General features: G+C 58.4%; 16 protein-coding genes. 8 read left to right on the top strand and 8 right to left on the bottom strand.

Features of this window, described 5'->3' with window-relative positions; genetic code table 11:
- Nucleotides 1-384 precede the first annotated feature (384 nt).
- From J4G32_RS20010 to J4G32_RS20030, 5 genes are all read right to left on the bottom strand, one after another.
- Nucleotides 385-1,149 (bottom strand): SDR family oxidoreductase, encoded by a 765-nt coding sequence (locus J4G32_RS20010; protein ID WP_210497334.1) that lies wholly within the window; start codon nucleotides 1,147-1,149, stop codon nucleotides 385-387.
- On the bottom strand, nucleotides 1,146-1,949 hold the full coding sequence (locus tag J4G32_RS20015; RefSeq protein WP_210497335.1) for an ABC transporter ATP-binding protein: 804 nt from the start codon (nucleotides 1,947-1,949) through the stop codon (nucleotides 1,146-1,148). The genes J4G32_RS20010 and J4G32_RS20015 overlap by 4 nt, the downstream gene beginning before the upstream one ends.
- Nucleotides 1,950-1,954: 5 nt before the next feature.
- Complete coding sequence (locus tag J4G32_RS20020; protein ID WP_210497336.1) at nucleotides 1,955-4,105, bottom strand: branched-chain amino acid ABC transporter ATP-binding protein/permease; 2,151 nt, start codon at nucleotides 4,103-4,105, stop codon at nucleotides 1,955-1,957.
- A gap of 18 nt (nucleotides 4,106-4,123) precedes the next feature.
- Nucleotides 4,124-5,059, bottom strand: a complete 936-nt coding sequence (locus tag J4G32_RS20025; protein WP_210497337.1) for a branched-chain amino acid ABC transporter permease — start codon at nucleotides 5,057-5,059, stop codon at nucleotides 4,124-4,126.
- A 76-nt stretch (nucleotides 5,060-5,135) separates the two neighbouring features.
- Nucleotides 5,136-6,380, bottom strand: a complete 1,245-nt coding sequence (locus J4G32_RS20030; RefSeq protein WP_210497338.1) for an ABC transporter substrate-binding protein — start codon at nucleotides 6,378-6,380, stop codon at nucleotides 5,136-5,138.
- Nucleotides 6,381-6,536: 156 nt separating this feature from the next.
- On the opposite strand from J4G32_RS20030, the gene J4G32_RS20035 reads away from it, so the two are divergent.
- Together J4G32_RS20035 and J4G32_RS20040 are read left to right on the top strand one after the other, a co-directional pair.
- Nucleotides 6,537-7,259, top strand: a complete 723-nt coding sequence (locus J4G32_RS20035) for an SDR family NAD(P)-dependent oxidoreductase (RefSeq protein ID WP_210497339.1) — start codon at nucleotides 6,537-6,539, stop codon at nucleotides 7,257-7,259.
- 12 nt (nucleotides 7,260-7,271) lie between these two features.
- Nucleotides 7,272-8,342: a Gfo/Idh/MocA family protein gene (locus J4G32_RS20040; RefSeq protein ID WP_210497340.1), complete on the top strand. Its 1,071-nt coding sequence runs from the start codon at nucleotides 7,272-7,274 to the stop codon at nucleotides 8,340-8,342.
- Nucleotides 8,343-8,576: 234 nt separating this feature from the next.
- Here the strand turns inward: J4G32_RS20040 and J4G32_RS20045 are convergent, their stop codons facing one another.
- The gene (locus J4G32_RS20045; protein WP_210497341.1) at nucleotides 8,577-9,356 is read right to left on the bottom strand and encodes an aldolase/citrate lyase family protein; all 780 of its coding nucleotides are present in this window, start codon (nucleotides 9,354-9,356) and stop codon (nucleotides 8,577-8,579) included.
- A 126-nt stretch (nucleotides 9,357-9,482) separates the two neighbouring features.
- Between J4G32_RS20045 and J4G32_RS20050 the strand changes: the two genes are divergently transcribed.
- The 5 genes from J4G32_RS20050 to lldD all read left to right on the top strand — a co-directional run bounded on the left by J4G32_RS20050 (nucleotide 9,483) and on the right by lldD (nucleotide 13,680).
- The gene (locus tag J4G32_RS20050) at nucleotides 9,483-10,175 is read left to right on the top strand and encodes a GntR family transcriptional regulator (RefSeq protein WP_210497342.1); all 693 of its coding nucleotides are present in this window, start codon (nucleotides 9,483-9,485) and stop codon (nucleotides 10,173-10,175) included.
- Nucleotides 10,176-10,254: 79 nt separating this feature from the next.
- A complete protein-coding gene (locus tag J4G32_RS20055; RefSeq protein WP_246505385.1) occupies nucleotides 10,255-11,256 on the top strand; it encodes a phosphoglycerate dehydrogenase in 1,002 nt (333 codons plus the stop codon).
- Nucleotides 11,257-11,270: 14 nt separating this feature from the next.
- Nucleotides 11,271-11,939, top strand: coding sequence for a cyclase family protein (locus J4G32_RS20060; RefSeq protein ID WP_210497344.1), 669 nt, complete (start codon nucleotides 11,271-11,273; stop codon nucleotides 11,937-11,939).
- A gap of 13 nt (nucleotides 11,940-11,952) precedes the next feature.
- Nucleotides 11,953-12,396 (top strand): RidA family protein, encoded by a 444-nt coding sequence (locus J4G32_RS20065; protein ID WP_210497345.1) that lies wholly within the window; start codon nucleotides 11,953-11,955, stop codon nucleotides 12,394-12,396.
- A 147-nt stretch (nucleotides 12,397-12,543) separates the two neighbouring features.
- Nucleotides 12,544-13,680: an FMN-dependent L-lactate dehydrogenase LldD gene (lldD, locus tag J4G32_RS20070; RefSeq protein ID WP_210497346.1), complete on the top strand. Its 1,137-nt coding sequence runs from the start codon at nucleotides 12,544-12,546 to the stop codon at nucleotides 13,678-13,680.
- 234 nt (nucleotides 13,681-13,914) lie between these two features.
- Here the strand turns inward: lldD and J4G32_RS20075 are convergent, their stop codons facing one another.
- Both J4G32_RS20075 and J4G32_RS20080 read right to left on the bottom strand, forming a co-directional pair.
- Entirely contained in the window at nucleotides 13,915-14,934 is a 1,020-nt protein-coding gene (locus J4G32_RS20075; protein WP_210497347.1) for a dipeptidase, read from the bottom strand.
- A gap of 48 nt (nucleotides 14,935-14,982) precedes the next feature.
- Nucleotides 14,983-15,699 carry a helix-turn-helix domain-containing protein gene (locus tag J4G32_RS20080; RefSeq protein ID WP_246505387.1) on the bottom strand — a complete coding sequence of 239 codons (717 nt, stop codon included), beginning with the start codon at nucleotides 15,697-15,699 and terminating at the stop codon, nucleotides 14,983-14,985.
- A gap of 45 nt (nucleotides 15,700-15,744) precedes the next feature.
- On the opposite strand from J4G32_RS20080, the gene J4G32_RS20085 reads away from it, so the two are divergent.
- Nucleotides 15,745-17,271 (top strand): ABC transporter substrate-binding protein, encoded by a 1,527-nt coding sequence (locus tag J4G32_RS20085; protein WP_210497348.1) that lies wholly within the window; start codon nucleotides 15,745-15,747, stop codon nucleotides 17,269-17,271.
- Nucleotides 17,272-17,337: the final 66 nt, after the last annotated feature.

Genomic DNA, 17,337 nt, shown 5'->3' on the forward strand with positions numbered 1-17,337 from the left:
TTGGGGAAATACGGCTGAAGCCGTGCCATCTGCTCGTCCGTCAGCCAGTAAAGGTCGCTCATGCTCAGTCTCCTTGCGGAACCTGAATCAGATCGAGCATCTTAAATCAATGGGTCCTGACCCTAGGGGTGATTGGGAAATGGTTTCCGCTCCGGCGATTGAGACTCAGAGGCTCACACATCGGCTGAGCGATGATCCGGGTGACGTTTACCGGCGCAGCCCCGGCGATGTTCTACACAACGAACATCGGAATTTTTCCTTACGCTTTCGAAAACATGTTCAGCAGCGCCGATCAACATGGCGTCGTCGAATGCCGCAGGTATGGCGATATCAGGCGACATGGAGGGCGTATGGTGATCGGTGGCGCTGATCCAGGTCTTTTGGCTAACGCCCCCCAGAGATGTCGATCAGCGCACCGTGGATGTAGCTCGACTTGTCCTGAAGCAGGAAGAGAACCGTGTCGGCCACCTCCTGCGCAGTGCCAGCACGGCCGAGCGGCACTGTGGGAGCCATCCTGCGGATAGCCTCGTCGCCGCCATGAATGGAATGGATCGCCGTGTCGATTAGACCCGGCCTGATAGCATTGACGCGGATTCCCATCGGGGCGAGCTCCTTCGCAAGAGAGAGCGTGAGGCTATCAATCGCGCCTTTTGAGGAAGCATAATGGGCTTCCTGCGGCATGCCGCCGTGGCGTGCGGCGGCGGACGATACGTTGACGATCACCCCGCCTTCGCCACCTGCCTGCTTCGACATTTGCCGCACCGCCTCCGCCACGCAGTAGAAGGCACCGAACACGTTCGTTCGAAACACGAGATCAAGATGCTGTTCATCTACATCAATGATGGACCGAGGCTCTCCGATAATGCCTGCATTGTTGACGAGCGCATCCAATCGGCCGAATCGCTCTTTGGCCGAGGCGAAGGCGGCCCTGACATCGTCTTGCCGCGCCACATCGGCATAAACGGCGATTGCCTCGCTTCCGAGGGATTCAATCGCCGCCACGGTCTTTTCCGCGGCCTGTTGATCAGACCGATAGGTAAAGGCGATACGATATCGGGCCGCAGCAGCTGCCAGGGCGACCGCGCGACCGATCCCGCGGTTTCCGCCCGTCACCATCAGGACAGGAAATTCCTTGCTCTTGGCGTTCATTGGAGCTCCTTGCCACTTTGGGCGGGCTTTTGATGTTGCTGAACCGTATCTGAAGTTGAAGAGCCACCGAGATACGCGCTCACCACTTCGGGATTATTCTCGATCTCTTCGCTCCGGCCGGAAAGCCGGACCTCGCCGTTCTGGATGACGTAAGCTCGGTCGGAGACCGCGAGCGCCAAAGTTGCCATTTGCTCCACCAGAAGGATCGTCATGCCTTGTTTCTGCAGTTGGATAATGATCTCGCCGACTTGATGCACCAGCCGAGGCGCGAGGCCCATGCTCGGCTCGTCGAGCAGCAGAAGCCGCGGACGGATCATCAGACCTCGGGAAATCGCGAGCATCTGCTGCTCGCCTCCGGACAATGTGCCGGCACGTTGATGCTGCCTCTGCCGCAGGATCGGAAAGCGGTCGAGTTCGTGCTCGGCCCGTGCCCGTCCTTCGTCACGAGATAGGGTAATGCCGCCGAGAATGAGATTATCGTGGACAGACTGGTCACCGAAGACCTGCCTGCCTTCTGGCACGTGGGCAAGACCCATCTTGACGATGTCGTGGCCCGGGACGCCGGTGATGTCGTCTCCATTGAAAGTGACGCTTCCCGCGGCGGATGGGATCATCCCTGAGATCGCTCTCAAGGTGGTGCTCTTGCCGGCGCCGTTCGATCCAATCAGGCAGACGACTTCACCTTGATGGACATCGATGGACAATCCGTGGAGCGCTCGGACGTATCCGTATTCGACCACGAGGTTGCGCACGGAAAGAAGTGGAACCTTACCAGTCGGGTATTCGTCGACTGCGCTCATCGTCGTCACTCCGCCGTCTTTGACATCTTGGAGCGCCTCAGCTCCGCAAAGGAATGCTCCGCGCTTCCGAGATAGGCGTCGATGACACGGGCATTGCGCTGCACGTCACCCGGAATACCTTCGGCGATTTTCTGGCCATAATCGAGAGCAGTGATCCGACTTGACACCCCCATGACCAGTTCCATGTGATGCTCGATGATCAACACAGTCACACCGGCATCCCGGATACGTTCGACGACGCGGGCAAGTCTGCCGAGCTCACTCGAATTGATGCCTGCGGCGGGCTCGTCGAGCAGCAGGATGGAGGGAGACGTTGCAAGCGCCCTGCCAATCTCGACGAGTCTCTGGAAGCCATACGGAAGTGACTCCGCCTCTTCGTGTGCAAGGTGGCGAATCTCAAGAAATTCGAGGAGTTCAAGCGCGCGTGTACGAAACGCGTGCTCTTCCCTGGCAAAGCGTCGCGTCCGAAGTGCCTGGTCGAAGAACGTCGCCGAGCGATGCTTGGAAAAGCCCATCATGACATTGTCCAAGACCGACAGGTCCTTGAAGAGCTGAATGTTCTGAAAGGTTCTCGCAATCCCCAATCGTGCGATTCGGAATGGCGCCAAGCCATCGATCCTTCGCCCTCCCAACCGAATCTGGCCTCCAGTCGGCGCATAGACGCCGGTCACGATGTTGACGAGCGTACTCTTACCCGAACCGTTGGGGCCGATAAGCCCATGAACCGTGCCGGGCTTCACGACGAGGGTAATACCGTCAAGTGCCTTAACGCCGCCAAAATTCATCCGTCCGTCATTGATCACGAGCTCATCGCGCGATGGTGCAGCGACAATGGGATTCTCAACCTCGCCGGTGAGACGAGCGTCGAAACGAGGCTGCCAATCCGCTTTCGACAAGGTCTTTCGACCGAAGTAAAAGAAGCCGGACAGAAACCCTGCCATACCTGTCGGCATCGTGATCAGGAACAGGATTAGAAGCACCCCGTAGACGAGCAGATAGTGCTCGACGATCTGCGGCGTGACCAGCATGAAGCCGATAAGACCGACGACAACTGCGACGCCAGAAACAAATCGAAGCGAACGGATCCCTCCTCCTTGTCTGGCAAAAACAAACAAACCCAGGGAACCGAAAAGGGCAAGAACCAAGAGTGTAACTTGTATCGTCAAGTCCGAGCTTGGAAGGATCCCGTATGCGCTCACAGTCTTCAACGCTTCAGGCAGCACGACGAGGACTGCCGTTCCAATCAGTGGGCCAAATAGGCTGCGGGCTCCGCCCAGAATGACGAACACGAGAAACTCCACGGACTTTTCGAACGTAAACGTATCCGAGACGATGTATTCCTGCTGATGCGCGAACAGCGAGCCGGCAAGGCCAGCAAATGCCGCACTCAACGTGAATGTCGCGAGCTTTACTCGGTATACAGAAACGCCGACAGATTCCGCCGCTATCTCGGACTGTCGGACGGCGCTCACGGTTCGTCCCCAGTTTCCTGTCAGCAGATTGATAGCCAGAAGCTGCGCGAGAACGAGAAAGCCTGCGCAGACCCAGAAGTAGAGGACCTGTCCGGTCAGGATCGGGCCGTCTGCTCCAAAGGGACGAAACTTTCGGAGCGACCCCATCGTGGTTCCGAACCAATCGGGCCGCGGGATTCCCCCTAAACCAGCAGGACCGCCCGTAAGATCCGTCCACGTCTGCGCGATAACGAACGTGACGATTGCCAATGCGATCGTGACCATCGCAAGGAAGTGACCTCGTGCCCGGAGCGTCGGAAGGCCAATCAGGAAGCCAGCCAGTGCAGCGATCGCCGTCGAGAGCGCGAAGGCCAACCAAACGGATATGCCGAGGCTCGTCGTCAGGAGAGCGGATGCATAGGCTCCGATCGCGAACAGAGCGCCATGGCCAAGCGACACCTGTCCCTGATAACCGACGAGGATATTCAGGCCGATTGCAGCGATGCTGTAATAGGCGATCGTTTGGAGGATCTGCTGAAAATATCCATCGGAGAGCGCGAGCGGTGCTACCACAATGCCGACGATTGCCAGGAGAAAAAGCCCGATTTGTCCGATGGAGACGTCGTTAAAAATCGGCAGGTTCAATCGCTTTCGGAGAATCCCGCCATTTGGCTCGAACCCTCGCTTCTGCACTTCGACCTTCATCAAATGGGAAACCATAGGTTATACCTTCTCGCGGCCGGATTTATCGAACAAACCCATCGGACGCCAAGCAAGGATGGCGATCAAAATCAGGAACGTGACCGCATCCCGGAGCGATGCATTGAAGATCGCGACCACAAATTCCACGATACCAAGAGCAAGACCGACGACCAGAATACCAACAGGATTGCCCAGACCCCCAATGATGCCGACTGCAAAGGCTTTCAATCCGGGGAGAGTTCCCATATGCGCGTGGGCGAAGAGGACTGGCGCAACGAGTACGCCGGCCAAGCCCGCGAGGACGCTGGACAAAGCGTAGGAAAGGACGACGATGTGGCGCACGTTGATCCCCATCAGCGCTGCAGCCGGCGCATTGAACGCGACGGCCGCCATCGCCTTTCCAAGGCGCGACTTCTTCAAGAAGAATAATACCGCGATCATCGCGCCGAGGGACGCTGCAAGGATAAAGACTTCCTGCGGCAGGATCCCGATTTGGACCGTCCCAAGATTCAGCCGTATCGGAACGTCCCCGAAAACCGAGGGAACGCGCATATGCTCGCGCCCCCAGATGATTTCCGCCATCTGCCGCAGGATCACAGCCACGCCCACCGTGCTGAGAATCCAGCCGAACGAGAAGATTCCTCGGAGGGGCCGAATGGCGATGCGCTCGACGGCTATTCCCATCAGCGCCAGCACGACAACGACCACAGCGATCGCCGCCAGGAGGGCGAGCCACAGGGATACGCCTGACAGCGCTAACCCTCCGAGCACCGTGAAGCTCAGCATGGCGGCGATCATGAGAAAGTCGCCTTGGGCAAAGTTCAGAGTGTCGGTCGTCGAAAAGGTGACGTAATAGCCCTGGGCGACCAGCGCATAGATGCTGCCATAGACCAACCCACTTACGATGGCCTGCGGCAATCCTTGTGCCAGCATTTCGGCTATGGACGCGAGATCCAAATGCCCCTCCCACTCTCATCAAGATCTGTAAGAGCTGGCGTCCGATTTTTATCGCGAACGCCAGCGAGTGAGCCTGCTACTTGGCTTTGACGAGATCGCCATTGCGCCACGTGGCGACGAACATGTCGTTGGAGTCGAGCGAATGATGACGAGTGGGAGAGAAAGGACGCGAGGGGATTGAGGAGACGCCGCTGAAACCCTCGAGTGTTTCGATAGCGTCCCTGAGTTTGACCTGATCGGGGCCTGACTTGGCAAGTGCCGTCAACATGAGCTTGGCCGCGTCGTAGCCGAGCGCGGCGGTCATCGGGAAGGGGTTTTCGTTGAAGGACTTGAGCATCTTCTGATGGAAGTCAGCGGCAGCCGGGCTGCTATCGATTGTGAATGAAGCGACTGCCAGCACACCCTCCATCAACTCTTGGCCCGCGAGGCGTCCGACCGCAGGATCTGCGTATCCCCAGGGACCGGCCCATTGGACCTTGTAGTCAATTTTCTGAGCGCTTCGGAGAAGACCGGCAAGCTCCGCTGCCAGTCCGAAATTGATGATCTGCTTCACGCCGGCGGATTTCATCTTCTGAAGCTGCGAGGTCATGTCGGTGTCGCCAACATTGTAGGTTTCCGTCGCGAGAATCTTCAGGCCCTGGCCGGCGATGATCCGTTGGGCGGTGGCTTTCGCCTGCGATCCGTAACCGGAAGTATCGTGCATGATTCCAATCGCGTCCCAGCCCGCCTGCTTGGCGTAGGCCAGCACGGTTTCGATCTGGAAGTCGTCTTGCATGGACGTGCGGAAAGTATACTTGCGCGGCTTTGCACCCGGTGCCGTGGAATTGGCGACTGGCTTGCCGTCAGCATCCACATAGACAATGCCAACCGATGAAGCGATGGGCACGATAACGGGCGTTTCGGCCTCTTCTGTCTTGGGCAGGAACGCGAGCGCATTGCCGGAATTGACCGGACCCAGGATACCGACAACCTTGTCACGTTGGATGAAGCGGCTGATATTGTTGATCGCAACTTCTGGTTTGGCCTGGTCGTCCAGATAGATCATCTCGACCTTGCGGCCCTTATAGCCACCCGCATCGTTGTATTCCTTGGTGCAGATTTCGATGCCGCGTTTCATTCCCTGACTGAAGCTCGCCGATGGCCCTGTAAACCCGCCATTGACGCCTATCGTGATGTCAGGCCCTCCGGCGCCTTGGGTGGCAGCGTCGGCGCAGCTCACATTGCCTTGCGCCCCTGCGCTTGAAGCTCCGAAGATCGGCGCAAGACACAGCGCCAGGACGTATCGGCGAACGCGCAATCTGTCATTCGAATTCACGATCATCTGCTTCTCCTCCGGCTGGTTGACGAGCCATGTCGCACAGAAGGCGCCCTCTGTTGCGCCAGCTTGCTAACATATTTCACATATGATATTTGAAATTCAAGAAGATTCTTCAATGGATCTGATTTCACTGCAGCCTTTTTTCAGGAGAGTGGGCCGATGCGTATTGTGGTGACCGGGGGATGTGGAGGAATTGGCCAGAGCGTGGTCGAGCTGCTTGACGAGAGAGGTCACGAGGTCATTCGGCTGGACCGTCGACCCAACGGGCGGCCGGGTGGCGCCATCATCGAGACCGACCTGACGGATCTAAGAAGCACCCAGGCTGCGTTCGATGAGATTGCAACCGGCGGAGCCATTCAAGGGCTGGTGATGGCCGCCGGTCTTGGCGCAGGCCAAGCTGGAGATTCGACCGTGGAGATGTTGGACCCCGAGGTGTGGTCAAATCTTATTGCCGCCAATCTGAGCAGCGTTTATTTCAGCCTCAGGTGTGCTCTGCCTCTTCTGCGCGAAGGCGCACCTTCCTCGGCGGTCACCATCGCGTCGGTTGCGGGATTGGTCGGGTCGCCGGGCGGCGTCGCGACACACGGCTATGCCGCCTCCAAGGGCGGCGCAATAGCCCTTACACGAGCAGCAGCGGTCACCTATGCCCCTGAGCGGATCCGCTTCAATTGCATTTGTCCGAGCGCTGTTCAAACACCGTTGATCGATGCATTCATTAGTGCCCATCCCGAGCGGGAAAGCGCCTTGCGCTCGCGCCACCCCATCGGACGAATCGGATTGCCGCGCGAAATCGCCGAAACCGTAGCCTTTCTGCTGGACCCGGGTGCGGGGTTTCTGACCGGCGCTACTGTGCCCGTCGATGGTGGCCTGACCGCCCAATAAGGAAGTCTGCTCATGACACTGCGTGTGGCCGTTGTCGGAACGGGCTTTGGTGCAAACATTCATATTCCGGCGTTTCGTCTGCTTAGAGATGTAGACGTCGTCGCGATCGTCAGTTCCCGTCGCAACAGAGCGCAATCAATCGCAGAGCGCCACGGGATCCCGAATGCGTTCGATAACTACAGCGAGATGCTCGCAACCGTTGCGCCAGATCTCGTCACGATCGCGACTCCGCCCTACCTGCACCATTCGATGGCTCTAGAGGCGATCGAGCGCGGGATTCATGTGCTTTGCGAGAAGCCGCTGGCGCTGAACGTCCAAGAGGCGAGAGAGATGGTGGCTGAGGCGGAACGACGGGGCGTCATCGCCGCCGTCAACCATGAATTCCGCTTCCTCCCTGTTCGCGCCGCCTTTCGGGAGCGCATCCGGCGCGGTGATATCGGAACGCCTCATCAGGTTCAGATTCAGTGGCACGCCATCCTTGGCCCGAATGGGCAACCTGGCCCGTACGATTGGTGGTCCAGCGAGACGAAGGGTGGGGGGATTCTCGGAGCGGTGGGTTCTCACTACATCGATTGCCTGCTGTGGTGGTTCGGTCCGATCGTAGAGGTCGCTTCGGTACTCGATGCCCGGGTGCCATTCCGTCCCGATTCTCATACGAATGAATTGCGCGCTGTGACGAGCGACGACACAACAGCAGTCCTCCTGAGGATGGAGAGTGGGGCTGTCATCAATCTCAGCCTCACGGCTGTCGCTGGCGTACGTGGGAGCCGTGTTGAGGCCCACGGGCCGAAAGGTTCGCTCGTGATCGAGAACGACGAGCGCCTTCTTTATGGCGCCGCCGGGGGCGCCATGAAACTGCAGGAGCTATCTCTTGGCAATGGGCTTGCCGATGCAAGCCACCCGCCGATGCTCGCTGCCTTCATCGAATTGGCCACCCACGTCGTCGGCCTGATCAAGGGAGATCGGTCGACGATCGTTCCCGGCTTTCGTGACGGTTTGGCGGTCCAGGCGGTCATGCACGCGATCCAACAGGCGGGTAGAAATCGGCGCTGGGCGACTGTTGACCGTGTCGATGGGCCATAGATTTCGCACGCCCGCTGCGGTCCAGCGATATACCCTCTTGGCGCCCGGTGGGCCCGGGTATGAAGGTCCCAAGGTCCGACAGCCACGCACTCGGTCGCTGCCGAAGTAGCGCCGATGTAGCAGTTGCTCCCTCCAAGGCGTGATCTTTGCTCTCCGCATAAGACAGCGCAGGCCTATGAGTACGCGCTGTCGCTCGATCAATAGGTGATACCCGCCATGTTTCGGAAAAGGCTGCTATCCATTCCTCACAGGATCTTTGAATGCACTGCAGAGCTTTTCCGATCCGCGCGCCAGAAGACCGACGTCGGAACCGACAGCCGTAAAGAGACAGCCGGCCTCGATATAAAGTCGTGCCAGTTCCTCATTGGCAGTCACGATTCCGGGAGCTTTTCCGAAGGCGCGGATACGACGCATCGCATTCTCGATCAGCGGGACAATAGTCGGGTTTTCGACTTCACCATTCAAACCGAACGAGGCATGTAAGTCGGCCGGGCCGATGAACACGCCGTCGACGCCCTTGACATTGGCGATAGCCTCCAGCTGGTCCAAGGCGGCCTTGCTCTCGATCTGGACCAGGACGCAGAGCTCTTCGGCGGCCTGCGAAGGATAATTCCTGACGCGGCCAAAGCGGTTGGCGCGAACGGCGGCCGCGACGCCGCGCACGCCTTCTGGCGGATAGCGGGTATAGGCCACGGCCATAGCAGCCTCTTCGGCGTTCTGGATATAAGGAAAGAGAAGCGTCTGGACGCCAATATCGAGCAGTCTTTTCACCGTAACCATATCATTCCAGGGAACTCGGACGATCGGGTGGGTGGGATAAGGAGCGACCGCCTGGAGTTGATTGAAAACCGTATCGATCTCGTTGGGTGAATGTTCCATGTCGATGAGTAGCCAGTCGAATCCGCTGCCCGCGATAATTTCCGTCGAATAGTTCGAGCATAGGCTGCACCAAATCCCGATTTGCTGGTGATCGGACTGAATGGCGCGTTTGAACGCATTGACCGGCAGATCCATTGTCTTCCCCGTAAAGTTGAGCCACAGACGCGACATTTCAGCCTGAGTCTGCAATCCGCGGACATTAGATGATTTGACAGAATCTTTCAAATATGATTTACGATAATTATGATTGGGTTGATCAAGATGGATGAGAATCTCGGATACCGCTCGCTCCAGGAAATTCTGCGGCAGAAATTGCACCAGGCCATTCTCGGCGGACAGTATCAGCCGGGCGAGCGGCTAAACATCAACAAGCTCGCCAAGTACTACAACGTAAGTCCCGTCCCCGTGCGCGAAGTACTCAGGGCGCTCGAAGCGGAAGGGCTAATTTCCTTCACCCCGAATCGGGGAGCCGTCGTGAAGGCCCTCTCCATCGACGAGCTCCGAGAGACGTTCGCCATACGGATCGTTCTGGAAAGTCTCGCGGCCCGGGAGGCAGGATCACATCTCACCAAAAATGATCTGAAGCGGCTCGATCAGCTCATAGCCGAGATGGACAAGACGGTCGACACCTCTGCTTGGCTCAGTCTGAATCAGGACTTCCATCTTCTGATTTATCAGGCCGCGTCTCTGCCGCGACTCTGTCATATCATTGTCAGTCTGTGGGCCATAGCCCGCCCGTATCTCGGCGTGTTCATGACGGAAGTCGACAACCTCGCCAAGGCTCAAACGGAGCACCGCGAGATCGTGGATGCTTATCGCCGCAATGATGCGGGCATGGCGTCAGTGATCATCGAGCAGCATCTCACGGATACGCGCAATGTGGTGATGAGCGCATTCGAGCGTGCTGAACGAGTGAAACAGTCGCTGCCAGCCGATCTGACGCAGAAAAAATGATCTCTGCCAGGCAGCTTCCCTCTTCCCATTCAATGCAGGAGGTTCCAATCCCGGACCTGCATCTATCGGTTCAAAGGCGATGACTGTGCGGAAGGTCTGTATCGTTTCCAAGACAGCACGATACCCGGACATCTTGGAGCGCTTCGCTGCCCGGGGCTGGCAGGCGGAATTTCGGACGCTCTCGGCGCGGCCAAGCGAAGACGAGGTACTCGCGGCACTACAGGGCGTCCACGGTGTCATTGCGGGTCCCGAACCTTACTCCCGACGCGTCCTGGAGAGCTTGCCCGACCTTCGTGCCATCGCCCGGACGGGCGTCGGATACGATGAGATCGATGTTGCCGCAGCGACCGAACGGGGCGTGGCGGTCTGTACCACGCTGGGCACCAATGACCGCGCGGTCGCCGATCTCACAGTCGGGTTGATGATCGCACTGGCGCGCGGAATCGTGCCGGCCCACGCCGATATCGCTGATCGCGGTCTCTTCCAGCGGCCCAACGCCATCGATTTCTCAGGCAAGACAGTAGGGCTGGTCGGGACGGGGGCGATCGGGAGGCATGTCGCGCGGCGGGTGAGAGCCTTCGATTGTGCGGTGCTCCTATACGACGTCACACAAGATCCGGCCTTCGCGCGTGAGGTCGACGGATCCTATGTCGACTTCGAAAGGCTCTTGCGGAAATCGGATTTCATCTCTCTGCACCTTCCCCTGTCACCCAGGACGCGCAACATCATCAACACCGATGCGCTGATGCGGATGAAGCGGAGTGCCTTCCTTGTCAACACGGCGCGTGGCGGCGTTGTGGACGAGCATGCCTTGTGGCGCGCCTTGAGTGACGGAGTCATCGCGGGCGCCGCGCTCGATGTGTTCGAGAAGGAACCGCTCGTTGCGGAGAGCCCGCTCCGCTCACTGCCCAACGTAATTCTCACGCCGCATATGGGCGGCATCACCGCTGAAGCCATGCGTCGCGCCGCTCTACTGGCCGCGGAGCACGTGCATCATTTGCTTGAAGGCAGTCGCCCGTCATCATGCATCAATGCTGAGGTACTCGACCATCCTCAGCCAATCCCCGCCAATCAATCTTAGCCTCCGGAGATCCGATGCGCAGGCTCCTGTCCTATCCCTTCAGTCAGAATACGCCAACGTACCGCTTCAGCCCTCCAATCGTGATGTATGGGGTCCGGCTTATCGAGCGCGGCGATCTGTTCAACAGCTACCGGCTCGAAATGTGGAACCATCACGGCACCCATATCGACGGCCCGAACCATGCCGACGATTCCTGGAAAAAGCTGCATGAGTTTCCTTTGGACAGCTTCTTCTTCGAAAGGCCTGCGCTCATCGACATCCCGATGGGCGACTCGGACCTGGCCTCGCTCGAAGCGATGCAGGTCGCGACCGCTGATCTCGTCGATCCGGACGTGATTTTGGTCAGGAGCGGATGGACCGAGATCCGCCGGACCGATCCCGAGCGCTACACCAGCAGCAATCCAGGCATCAGCCCCGACGCGATCCGTTACCTGTTGGAGCGCTTTCCGAGCCTGAGAGCAATCGGCTTCGACAACGTCTCGCTTGGCGCCATGAAACGCTATGACGAAAATCATGAGACGCATCGGCTCTGGTTAAACCCCAACCAGCCGCGCACCGACCGCATGATCATCGAAGATCTGAATCTCCCAGCAGACCTGCCAACTCCGAAGAGCCTGAGCGCGATCCCGCTCTTCATCGAAGGCATCGACAGTTGCTGGGCCACCGTTATCGCAGAAGTTTGAAGGAGACGGAGTTATGCATCCGGTCAACGGCCTACCCGTGGATGGCGATCGCCAATATCTGATGCCGCCTGGACTCAACACGGCGCGCGCGCGGAACGCTGCCTATTCCTATGGCGTTCGAACAGGCGACGTGGTGTGGCTTGCGGGCCAGATCTCGCGAGAGGCGGACGGTAGCCTTGTCGGCTCGGGCGACATCGCGGCACAGACCATCCAGTGTTTCGAGAATATGCGTAAGGTGGTCGAAGAAGCCGGCGGAAGCATGAACGATATCGTCATGACAACCACCTATATCACCGATCGAGCGCATCGAAATATTGTCAACGATATCCGACTGAAGTATTTCCACGCGCCCCATCTGCCGGCATCCACATTGATCGTCGTCGCTGCTCTCGCGTTGCCGGAATACCTCATCGAAATCGATGCTATCGCCGTTGTAAACCAGGGATCTCGATCGTAAAGCGGCACCGCCTCGTTCATCAATTGAAGCGCGGCATGACCGATTCTAAAACTCTTCCTGCGATTTGACACTCTCATGCAGCGATGGATGAGCGTACATTTGTGTAAAGTATCTTGTCTCGCTTTAATGCATGGCTGATTAGCGCTGATGATCATTTCTGGACCCAATGACTACCGCGCCGCCGCGAGGCGTCGCCTGCCTCCATTTCTGTTTCACTACGCGGATGGGGGTGCCTACGCCGAGACGACGTTGCGCCGGAATGTGGACGACCTCGCGTCCATCGCGCTCAGCCAGCGCGTGCTGCGAGATGTCTCCGGCGTCAGCACGGAAACCCTGCTGCTTGCTCAGAGTATTGCGATGCCGGTCGTCATCGCGCCCGTAGGTCTCGCAGGGATGTATGCGCGGCGAGGTGAAGTCCAGGCCGCCAAAGCAGCAGAGCGAAAGCGCGTTCCCTTCACACTTTCGACTGTCGCCGTCTGTTCAATCGAGGAAGTCCAGCGCGCTACGGCACAGAGAATCTGGTTTCAACTCTATGTGCTGAAAGATCGCGGTTTCATGAAGAATGTGCTTGAGCGGGCGAAGGCCGCTGGTGTCGAGACGCTCGTCTTTACCGTCGACATGCCTGTGCCAGGCGCGCGGTACCGCGATAGGCATTCCGGGATGTCCGGCCCGGCCGGCCCGGCACGGCGCATTCTTCAAGCGATGGCTCATCCGGCATGGGCATGGGATGTCGGCGTTCGCGGACGGCCACACGACCTCGGCAACATCTCATCTTACCTGCAGAAGACCATCGGGCTGACAGATTACATTGCGTGGTTGGCGGAAAATTTTGATCCTTCGATTTCGTGGAAGGATCTCGAATGGATCAGGGACTTCTGGCAGGGGCCGATGATCATCAAAGGGATCCTCGATCCTGCCGATGCAAAGGAAGCACTCGCATTCGGTGCGGACGGCATAGTCGTCTCTAACCACGGCGGACGCCAGCTCGATGGCGTCCTTTCAAGTGCCCGCGCGCTGCCGGCGATCGCAGAGGTAGTGAAGGGTAGACTGACACTTTTTGCTGATTCGGGTGTGCGCTCGGGTCTCGACATCATCCGGATGATCGCGCTGGGCGCCGATGCGGTCATGATCGGTCGACCTTTTGTTTACGCGCTGGCGACTGCCGGCGAGGCTGGCGTGCTCAACCTTCTCGATCTTCTGGAGCGGGAAATGCGGGTAGCGATGGCGCTGACCGGTGTCCGGACTGTCGGCGAGATCTCGTCGAACTGCTTGGCCGCAGCATAACGCGAGTGATGCCGGTTCGGCGTTTCCGTAAAATTTGTAGGATGGTTGGGTTCCTGGTTCGTCACAACGATCGCAAGCCGCTGCGCGCGACCGCGGAAATGTCGGCACGTCCTATCGAGAAATCGGCCGAATCCGGCAAGATCAGCCTTGTCGGAAACACCTGTCCTGGCTTCGTCGATTCAGCAGTGGTTGTCTGCTAGGTCTGAGCGACACCCGTCGACCGTTGATTGAGAGCTAGCTCCAAACATCCTTTAGCACCCGGAGCCAGTTGCCAGACATCAACCTTTCCACATCAGCTTCCGAGTAGCCTCGCTGACGCAGGCCTTCAACGACGCGCGGAGTGGAGACGATCGACTGAAAATCGATGTTGAGGCGGGTGTCCCATTCGTACCAGGATCCAAGGATACCAGTGATGTTGGGATAAAGGCCCCGAGGGCCGAATGACTTCTCCCATTTGTCCCGATTCGGTGTGTAACCTTCAGCGATATCACTTGCGAAGGCCACGTGTTCGATACCTGCGATATTCACCATGTGATCCACGTGGTCGAGATAATCGCTCAATGTCGGTCTTGTCTCGTGCTTCACAGCGGGCGACCAGAGAACTGCGCCGATCAGACCACCGTTCTTGGCGATTCCGCGAAGCAGATCATCCGGTTTATTGCGGGGGCTTGGGCAGACCGCGAAGGCGTTGGCGTGGCTGAAGACGACAGGTTCCTTCGATTCAGCCAGATAGTCTGCGCTCGTGCGGTGCCCGCAATGGGATAGGTCGATGAGAAGGCGTTGACGATGCATCTCGGCGACCCAGGCCCGACCGGCCTCGGTGATTCCCTTATCGGCCTCGCCCATATCAGGCGCTCCTTGCCCGAAAACGGAGGGCTCGTTGTAGGTGGGTTGCAAGATCCGCATCCCGAGCCGCTTGAATGTTGCAAGCAGCGCGACATCGTCTGCGACCATCAGCGAGTTCTGCGCGCCGACAATCACTCCGAGCTTGCCCTCTCGATGCGCCGTGGTGATATCGTCGACCGATCGGACCACCAATGCGATGTCGTCCATTGCCTCGATGGCGGCGAGATTGGCCTCAAGCTCCTTCAGGCTCTTTGGCAAATCCGACCATGGCTCCACGGCGGTGAGATTTATCGCCGAGATTCCTCCCTGCAGCGTCCGCTCGAACTGTTCGCGCGTTACCGCTGCGCAGTTGAGGCCGTCAACAATCAACGGCTGGCGGGTGGGCATAGTGGCGGTCTGCAAAGACATCAAGTTTCCCCCGTGATGGATGCTGGAACAAAGGTGGCGACGGCCGCGTCAGGCCGGCATGTCGCGGTAATTAACCCATAGGATGCGCGCAGTTCGAGATCCGGCGTTCAGAAAGCGATGCGGTCTGTGGCTAGAAAAGCGGAAGGTGTCGCCCTCCCCAAGCACGTGCCTGCGTCCGTCGACGATGAGCTCCATTCCCCCCTCCAGGATCATTCCCGCCTCTTCACCGTCGTGGACGTACGCTTCGTCACCGGAGCTTCCTCCCGGCTCCAGCGAGATCAGGTAGAGGTCCAGTCGCGGTATCTGTTCGAACGGCGTAATCCACCGCTTCTCCGCGCCGGTGCTCGGCATTTCCAGACTCTTATGCTCCGCCGGGCGTGCAACGATACGATGATGGGCATCGACTTCGTCGTCTGCCGGTCCGAACAACTCTCCAATTCCAACCTCGAGCGCATCGGCGAGACGCGCAAGGGTCCGCACAGACGCTGAAGATAGCCCGCGTTCGATCTGGCTGACGAAGCTGATGGAGAGGCCCGTCTCGATGGAGAGATCCTTGAGAGATTTCCCGCGCGCCTTGCGCAAATGGCGGATCCGCTCGCCGAGCGCTAGATTCGTCGGTTCGCCGCTGGCTGGCTCGACACGCACTTGTGCTCTTTCGGACAACGTTCCCTCACCTCCAGCTACAGAATGCGAGAATAAAGTGAAAAATCTGTTTGTAAATTCATTGACGCTGCGTATCATAAAAAAAATTACAACACGGTCCATCTCAGGGGTCAGCTTCGGATCACGCGCCGCAACGGGAGATTATCCATGCACAAAGCACTACGTTCGCTCCTTGTCGCCTCCGCTTTGCTTGCGGCTGCCGGCCTAGCGCCCGCAGCTCGGGCCCAGGCGCCCAAAACCCTGACGATCGCTCAGGGCTTCGATCCGCAGACGCTTTGGCCCAATGGAACGACCGCGTCGGATAATCTCAATGCGGGAGGCGCGATTGTCGAGTCGCTTCTGTGGACCAACCCGGCAACCGGGAAGAACGAAGGATTGCTCGCCGAGAAGTGGGAGCAAACCTCACCGACCACGATGAAGCTGACGTTGCGGGGCAATGTCAGCTTCAGCAATGGCGAGCCAATGAATGCAGACGCCGTGGTGCACAGTTTCCGGGTCTTTATGGACCCGAAGCAGGCGCCAGCCTACGCGAATTATGCAGCGGCGCTGGACAAGGTGGAGAAGATCGACGACCTGACGGTCGCGGTGCACACGAAGCATCCCTATCCGCCGTTCGAATTGATGCTGACCCAGGTCTATGTCACTCCGCCCGATTACTGGGCCAAAATCGGCCTTGAGGCGTTCGGGCAGAAACCGGTGGGGACAGGACCATTCAAGTTGACCGAATGGGTCAAGGACAATCGCCTGGTGATGGAACGAAACAGCGCCTACTGGGGTAAAGGTCCGTCCGGCATAGACCGGATCATCTGGCGTCCCGTCCCCGATGACACGTCGCGGGTCGCAGGGTTCGTTACGGGTGAATATGATCTTGCTACCAATATTCCGATCTCGGCTATCGAGGAAATCAACAACCAGCCTGACCGGAAGGTGGTGGAGACTCCCAGTTATCGAATCTTCCAGCTGATCCAATCATCGCTTGAAGAGCATGGGAGCCCACTCGCCGACAAGCGGGTGCGGCAGGCCCTGAACTATGCGATCGACAAGAAGGCTATCATCGATAATCTGTTCGCCGGACGTGCCTTTGCGCTTAACGGACAATTGCTGCGAAAAGAGCAACTCGGCTTCGATCCTTCGCTCAAGGATTATCCCTATGATCCGGAAAAGGCGAAGGCGCTCCTGCGTGATGCAGGATTTGCTAATGGTTTCGAGATCGTTTTCAAGTTTCCGTCAGGACGCTACGCTCAAGACAGGGAAGTGTCTGAAGCGATCGCCGGAATGCTTGCGAAAGTGGGGGTGCGTGCGAAGATGACTTCGCTGGAACCTGGTGAATTTCTTCGCCAGCTTCGCGCCCGTGAGCTTTGGCCCCTGGCCTATCTTGGACTTGCGCCTCTCGACGATCCTGATTTCCAACTCGCCCAATATCGCTCCACCTGGCGCTACTCCTACATTCGGAACGCAGCTCTCGACGAATTGATCGATGCTGGCGCGAAAGAGGTCGACCGCGACAAACGCGCGGCCATCTACCGGAAAGCTGCACAGCTCATGCATGATGAGGCCCCGGTCGTGTTTCTCTTCGGGGGATACGATTTCTACGGCGTCAGCAACAAGCTTGAAGGTATCGTGCCGCGGGGCGACCAGAGGTTCTTCCTGCAGAACGTTTCTCTCAAGCCCTGAAACGCTCATCGCCACGGATGCTTCCGGATCCGCGTGGTGCGCGACTTTGGTTGAGACCCTGCCGAA

Origin of the sequence: Microvirga antarctica (assembly GCF_017921815.1) — a bacterium.
In the GTDB taxonomy this organism is placed as follows: Bacteria; Pseudomonadota; Alphaproteobacteria; order Rhizobiales; family Beijerinckiaceae; genus Microvirga; species Microvirga antarctica.

Excerpts from the sequence above, each read along its gene's own strand:
- J4G32_RS20010 (WP_210497334.1), bottom strand. The coding sequence starts at position 1,149 with ATGAACGCCAAGAGCAAGGAATTTCCTGTCCTGATGGTGACGGGCGGA.
- J4G32_RS20015 (WP_210497335.1), bottom strand. The coding sequence starts at position 1,949 with ATGAGCGCAGTCGACGAATACCCGACTGGTAAGGTTCCACTTCTTTCC.
- J4G32_RS20020 (WP_210497336.1), bottom strand. The coding sequence starts at position 4,105 with ATGAAGGTCGAAGTGCAGAAGCGAGGGTTCGAGCCAAATGGCGGGATT.
- J4G32_RS20030 (WP_210497338.1), bottom strand. The coding sequence starts at position 6,380 with ATGATCGTGAATTCGAATGACAGATTGCGCGTTCGCCGATACGTCCTG.
- J4G32_RS20035 (WP_210497339.1), top strand. The coding sequence starts at position 6,537 with ATGCGTATTGTGGTGACCGGGGGATGTGGAGGAATTGGCCAGAGCGTG.
- J4G32_RS20040 (WP_210497340.1), top strand. The coding sequence starts at position 7,272 with ATGACACTGCGTGTGGCCGTTGTCGGAACGGGCTTTGGTGCAAACATT.
- J4G32_RS20045 (WP_210497341.1), bottom strand. The coding sequence starts at position 9,356 with ATGGATCTGCCGGTCAATGCGTTCAAACGCGCCATTCAGTCCGATCAC.
- J4G32_RS20050 (WP_210497342.1), top strand. The coding sequence starts at position 9,483 with ATGGATGAGAATCTCGGATACCGCTCGCTCCAGGAAATTCTGCGGCAG.
- J4G32_RS20055 (WP_246505385.1), top strand. The coding sequence starts at position 10,255 with ATGACTGTGCGGAAGGTCTGTATCGTTTCCAAGACAGCACGATACCCG.
- J4G32_RS20060 (WP_210497344.1), top strand. The coding sequence starts at position 11,271 with ATGCGCAGGCTCCTGTCCTATCCCTTCAGTCAGAATACGCCAACGTAC.
- J4G32_RS20065 (WP_210497345.1), top strand. The coding sequence starts at position 11,953 with ATGCATCCGGTCAACGGCCTACCCGTGGATGGCGATCGCCAATATCTG.
- lldD (WP_210497346.1), top strand. The coding sequence starts at position 12,544 with ATGATCATTTCTGGACCCAATGACTACCGCGCCGCCGCGAGGCGTCGC.
- J4G32_RS20075 (WP_210497347.1), bottom strand. The coding sequence starts at position 14,934 with ATGTCTTTGCAGACCGCCACTATGCCCACCCGCCAGCCGTTGATTGTT.
- J4G32_RS20080 (WP_246505387.1), bottom strand. The coding sequence starts at position 15,699 with ATGGACCGTGTTGTAATTTTTTTTATGATACGCAGCGTCAATGAATTT.
- J4G32_RS20085 (WP_210497348.1), top strand. The coding sequence starts at position 15,745 with ATGCACAAAGCACTACGTTCGCTCCTTGTCGCCTCCGCTTTGCTTGCG.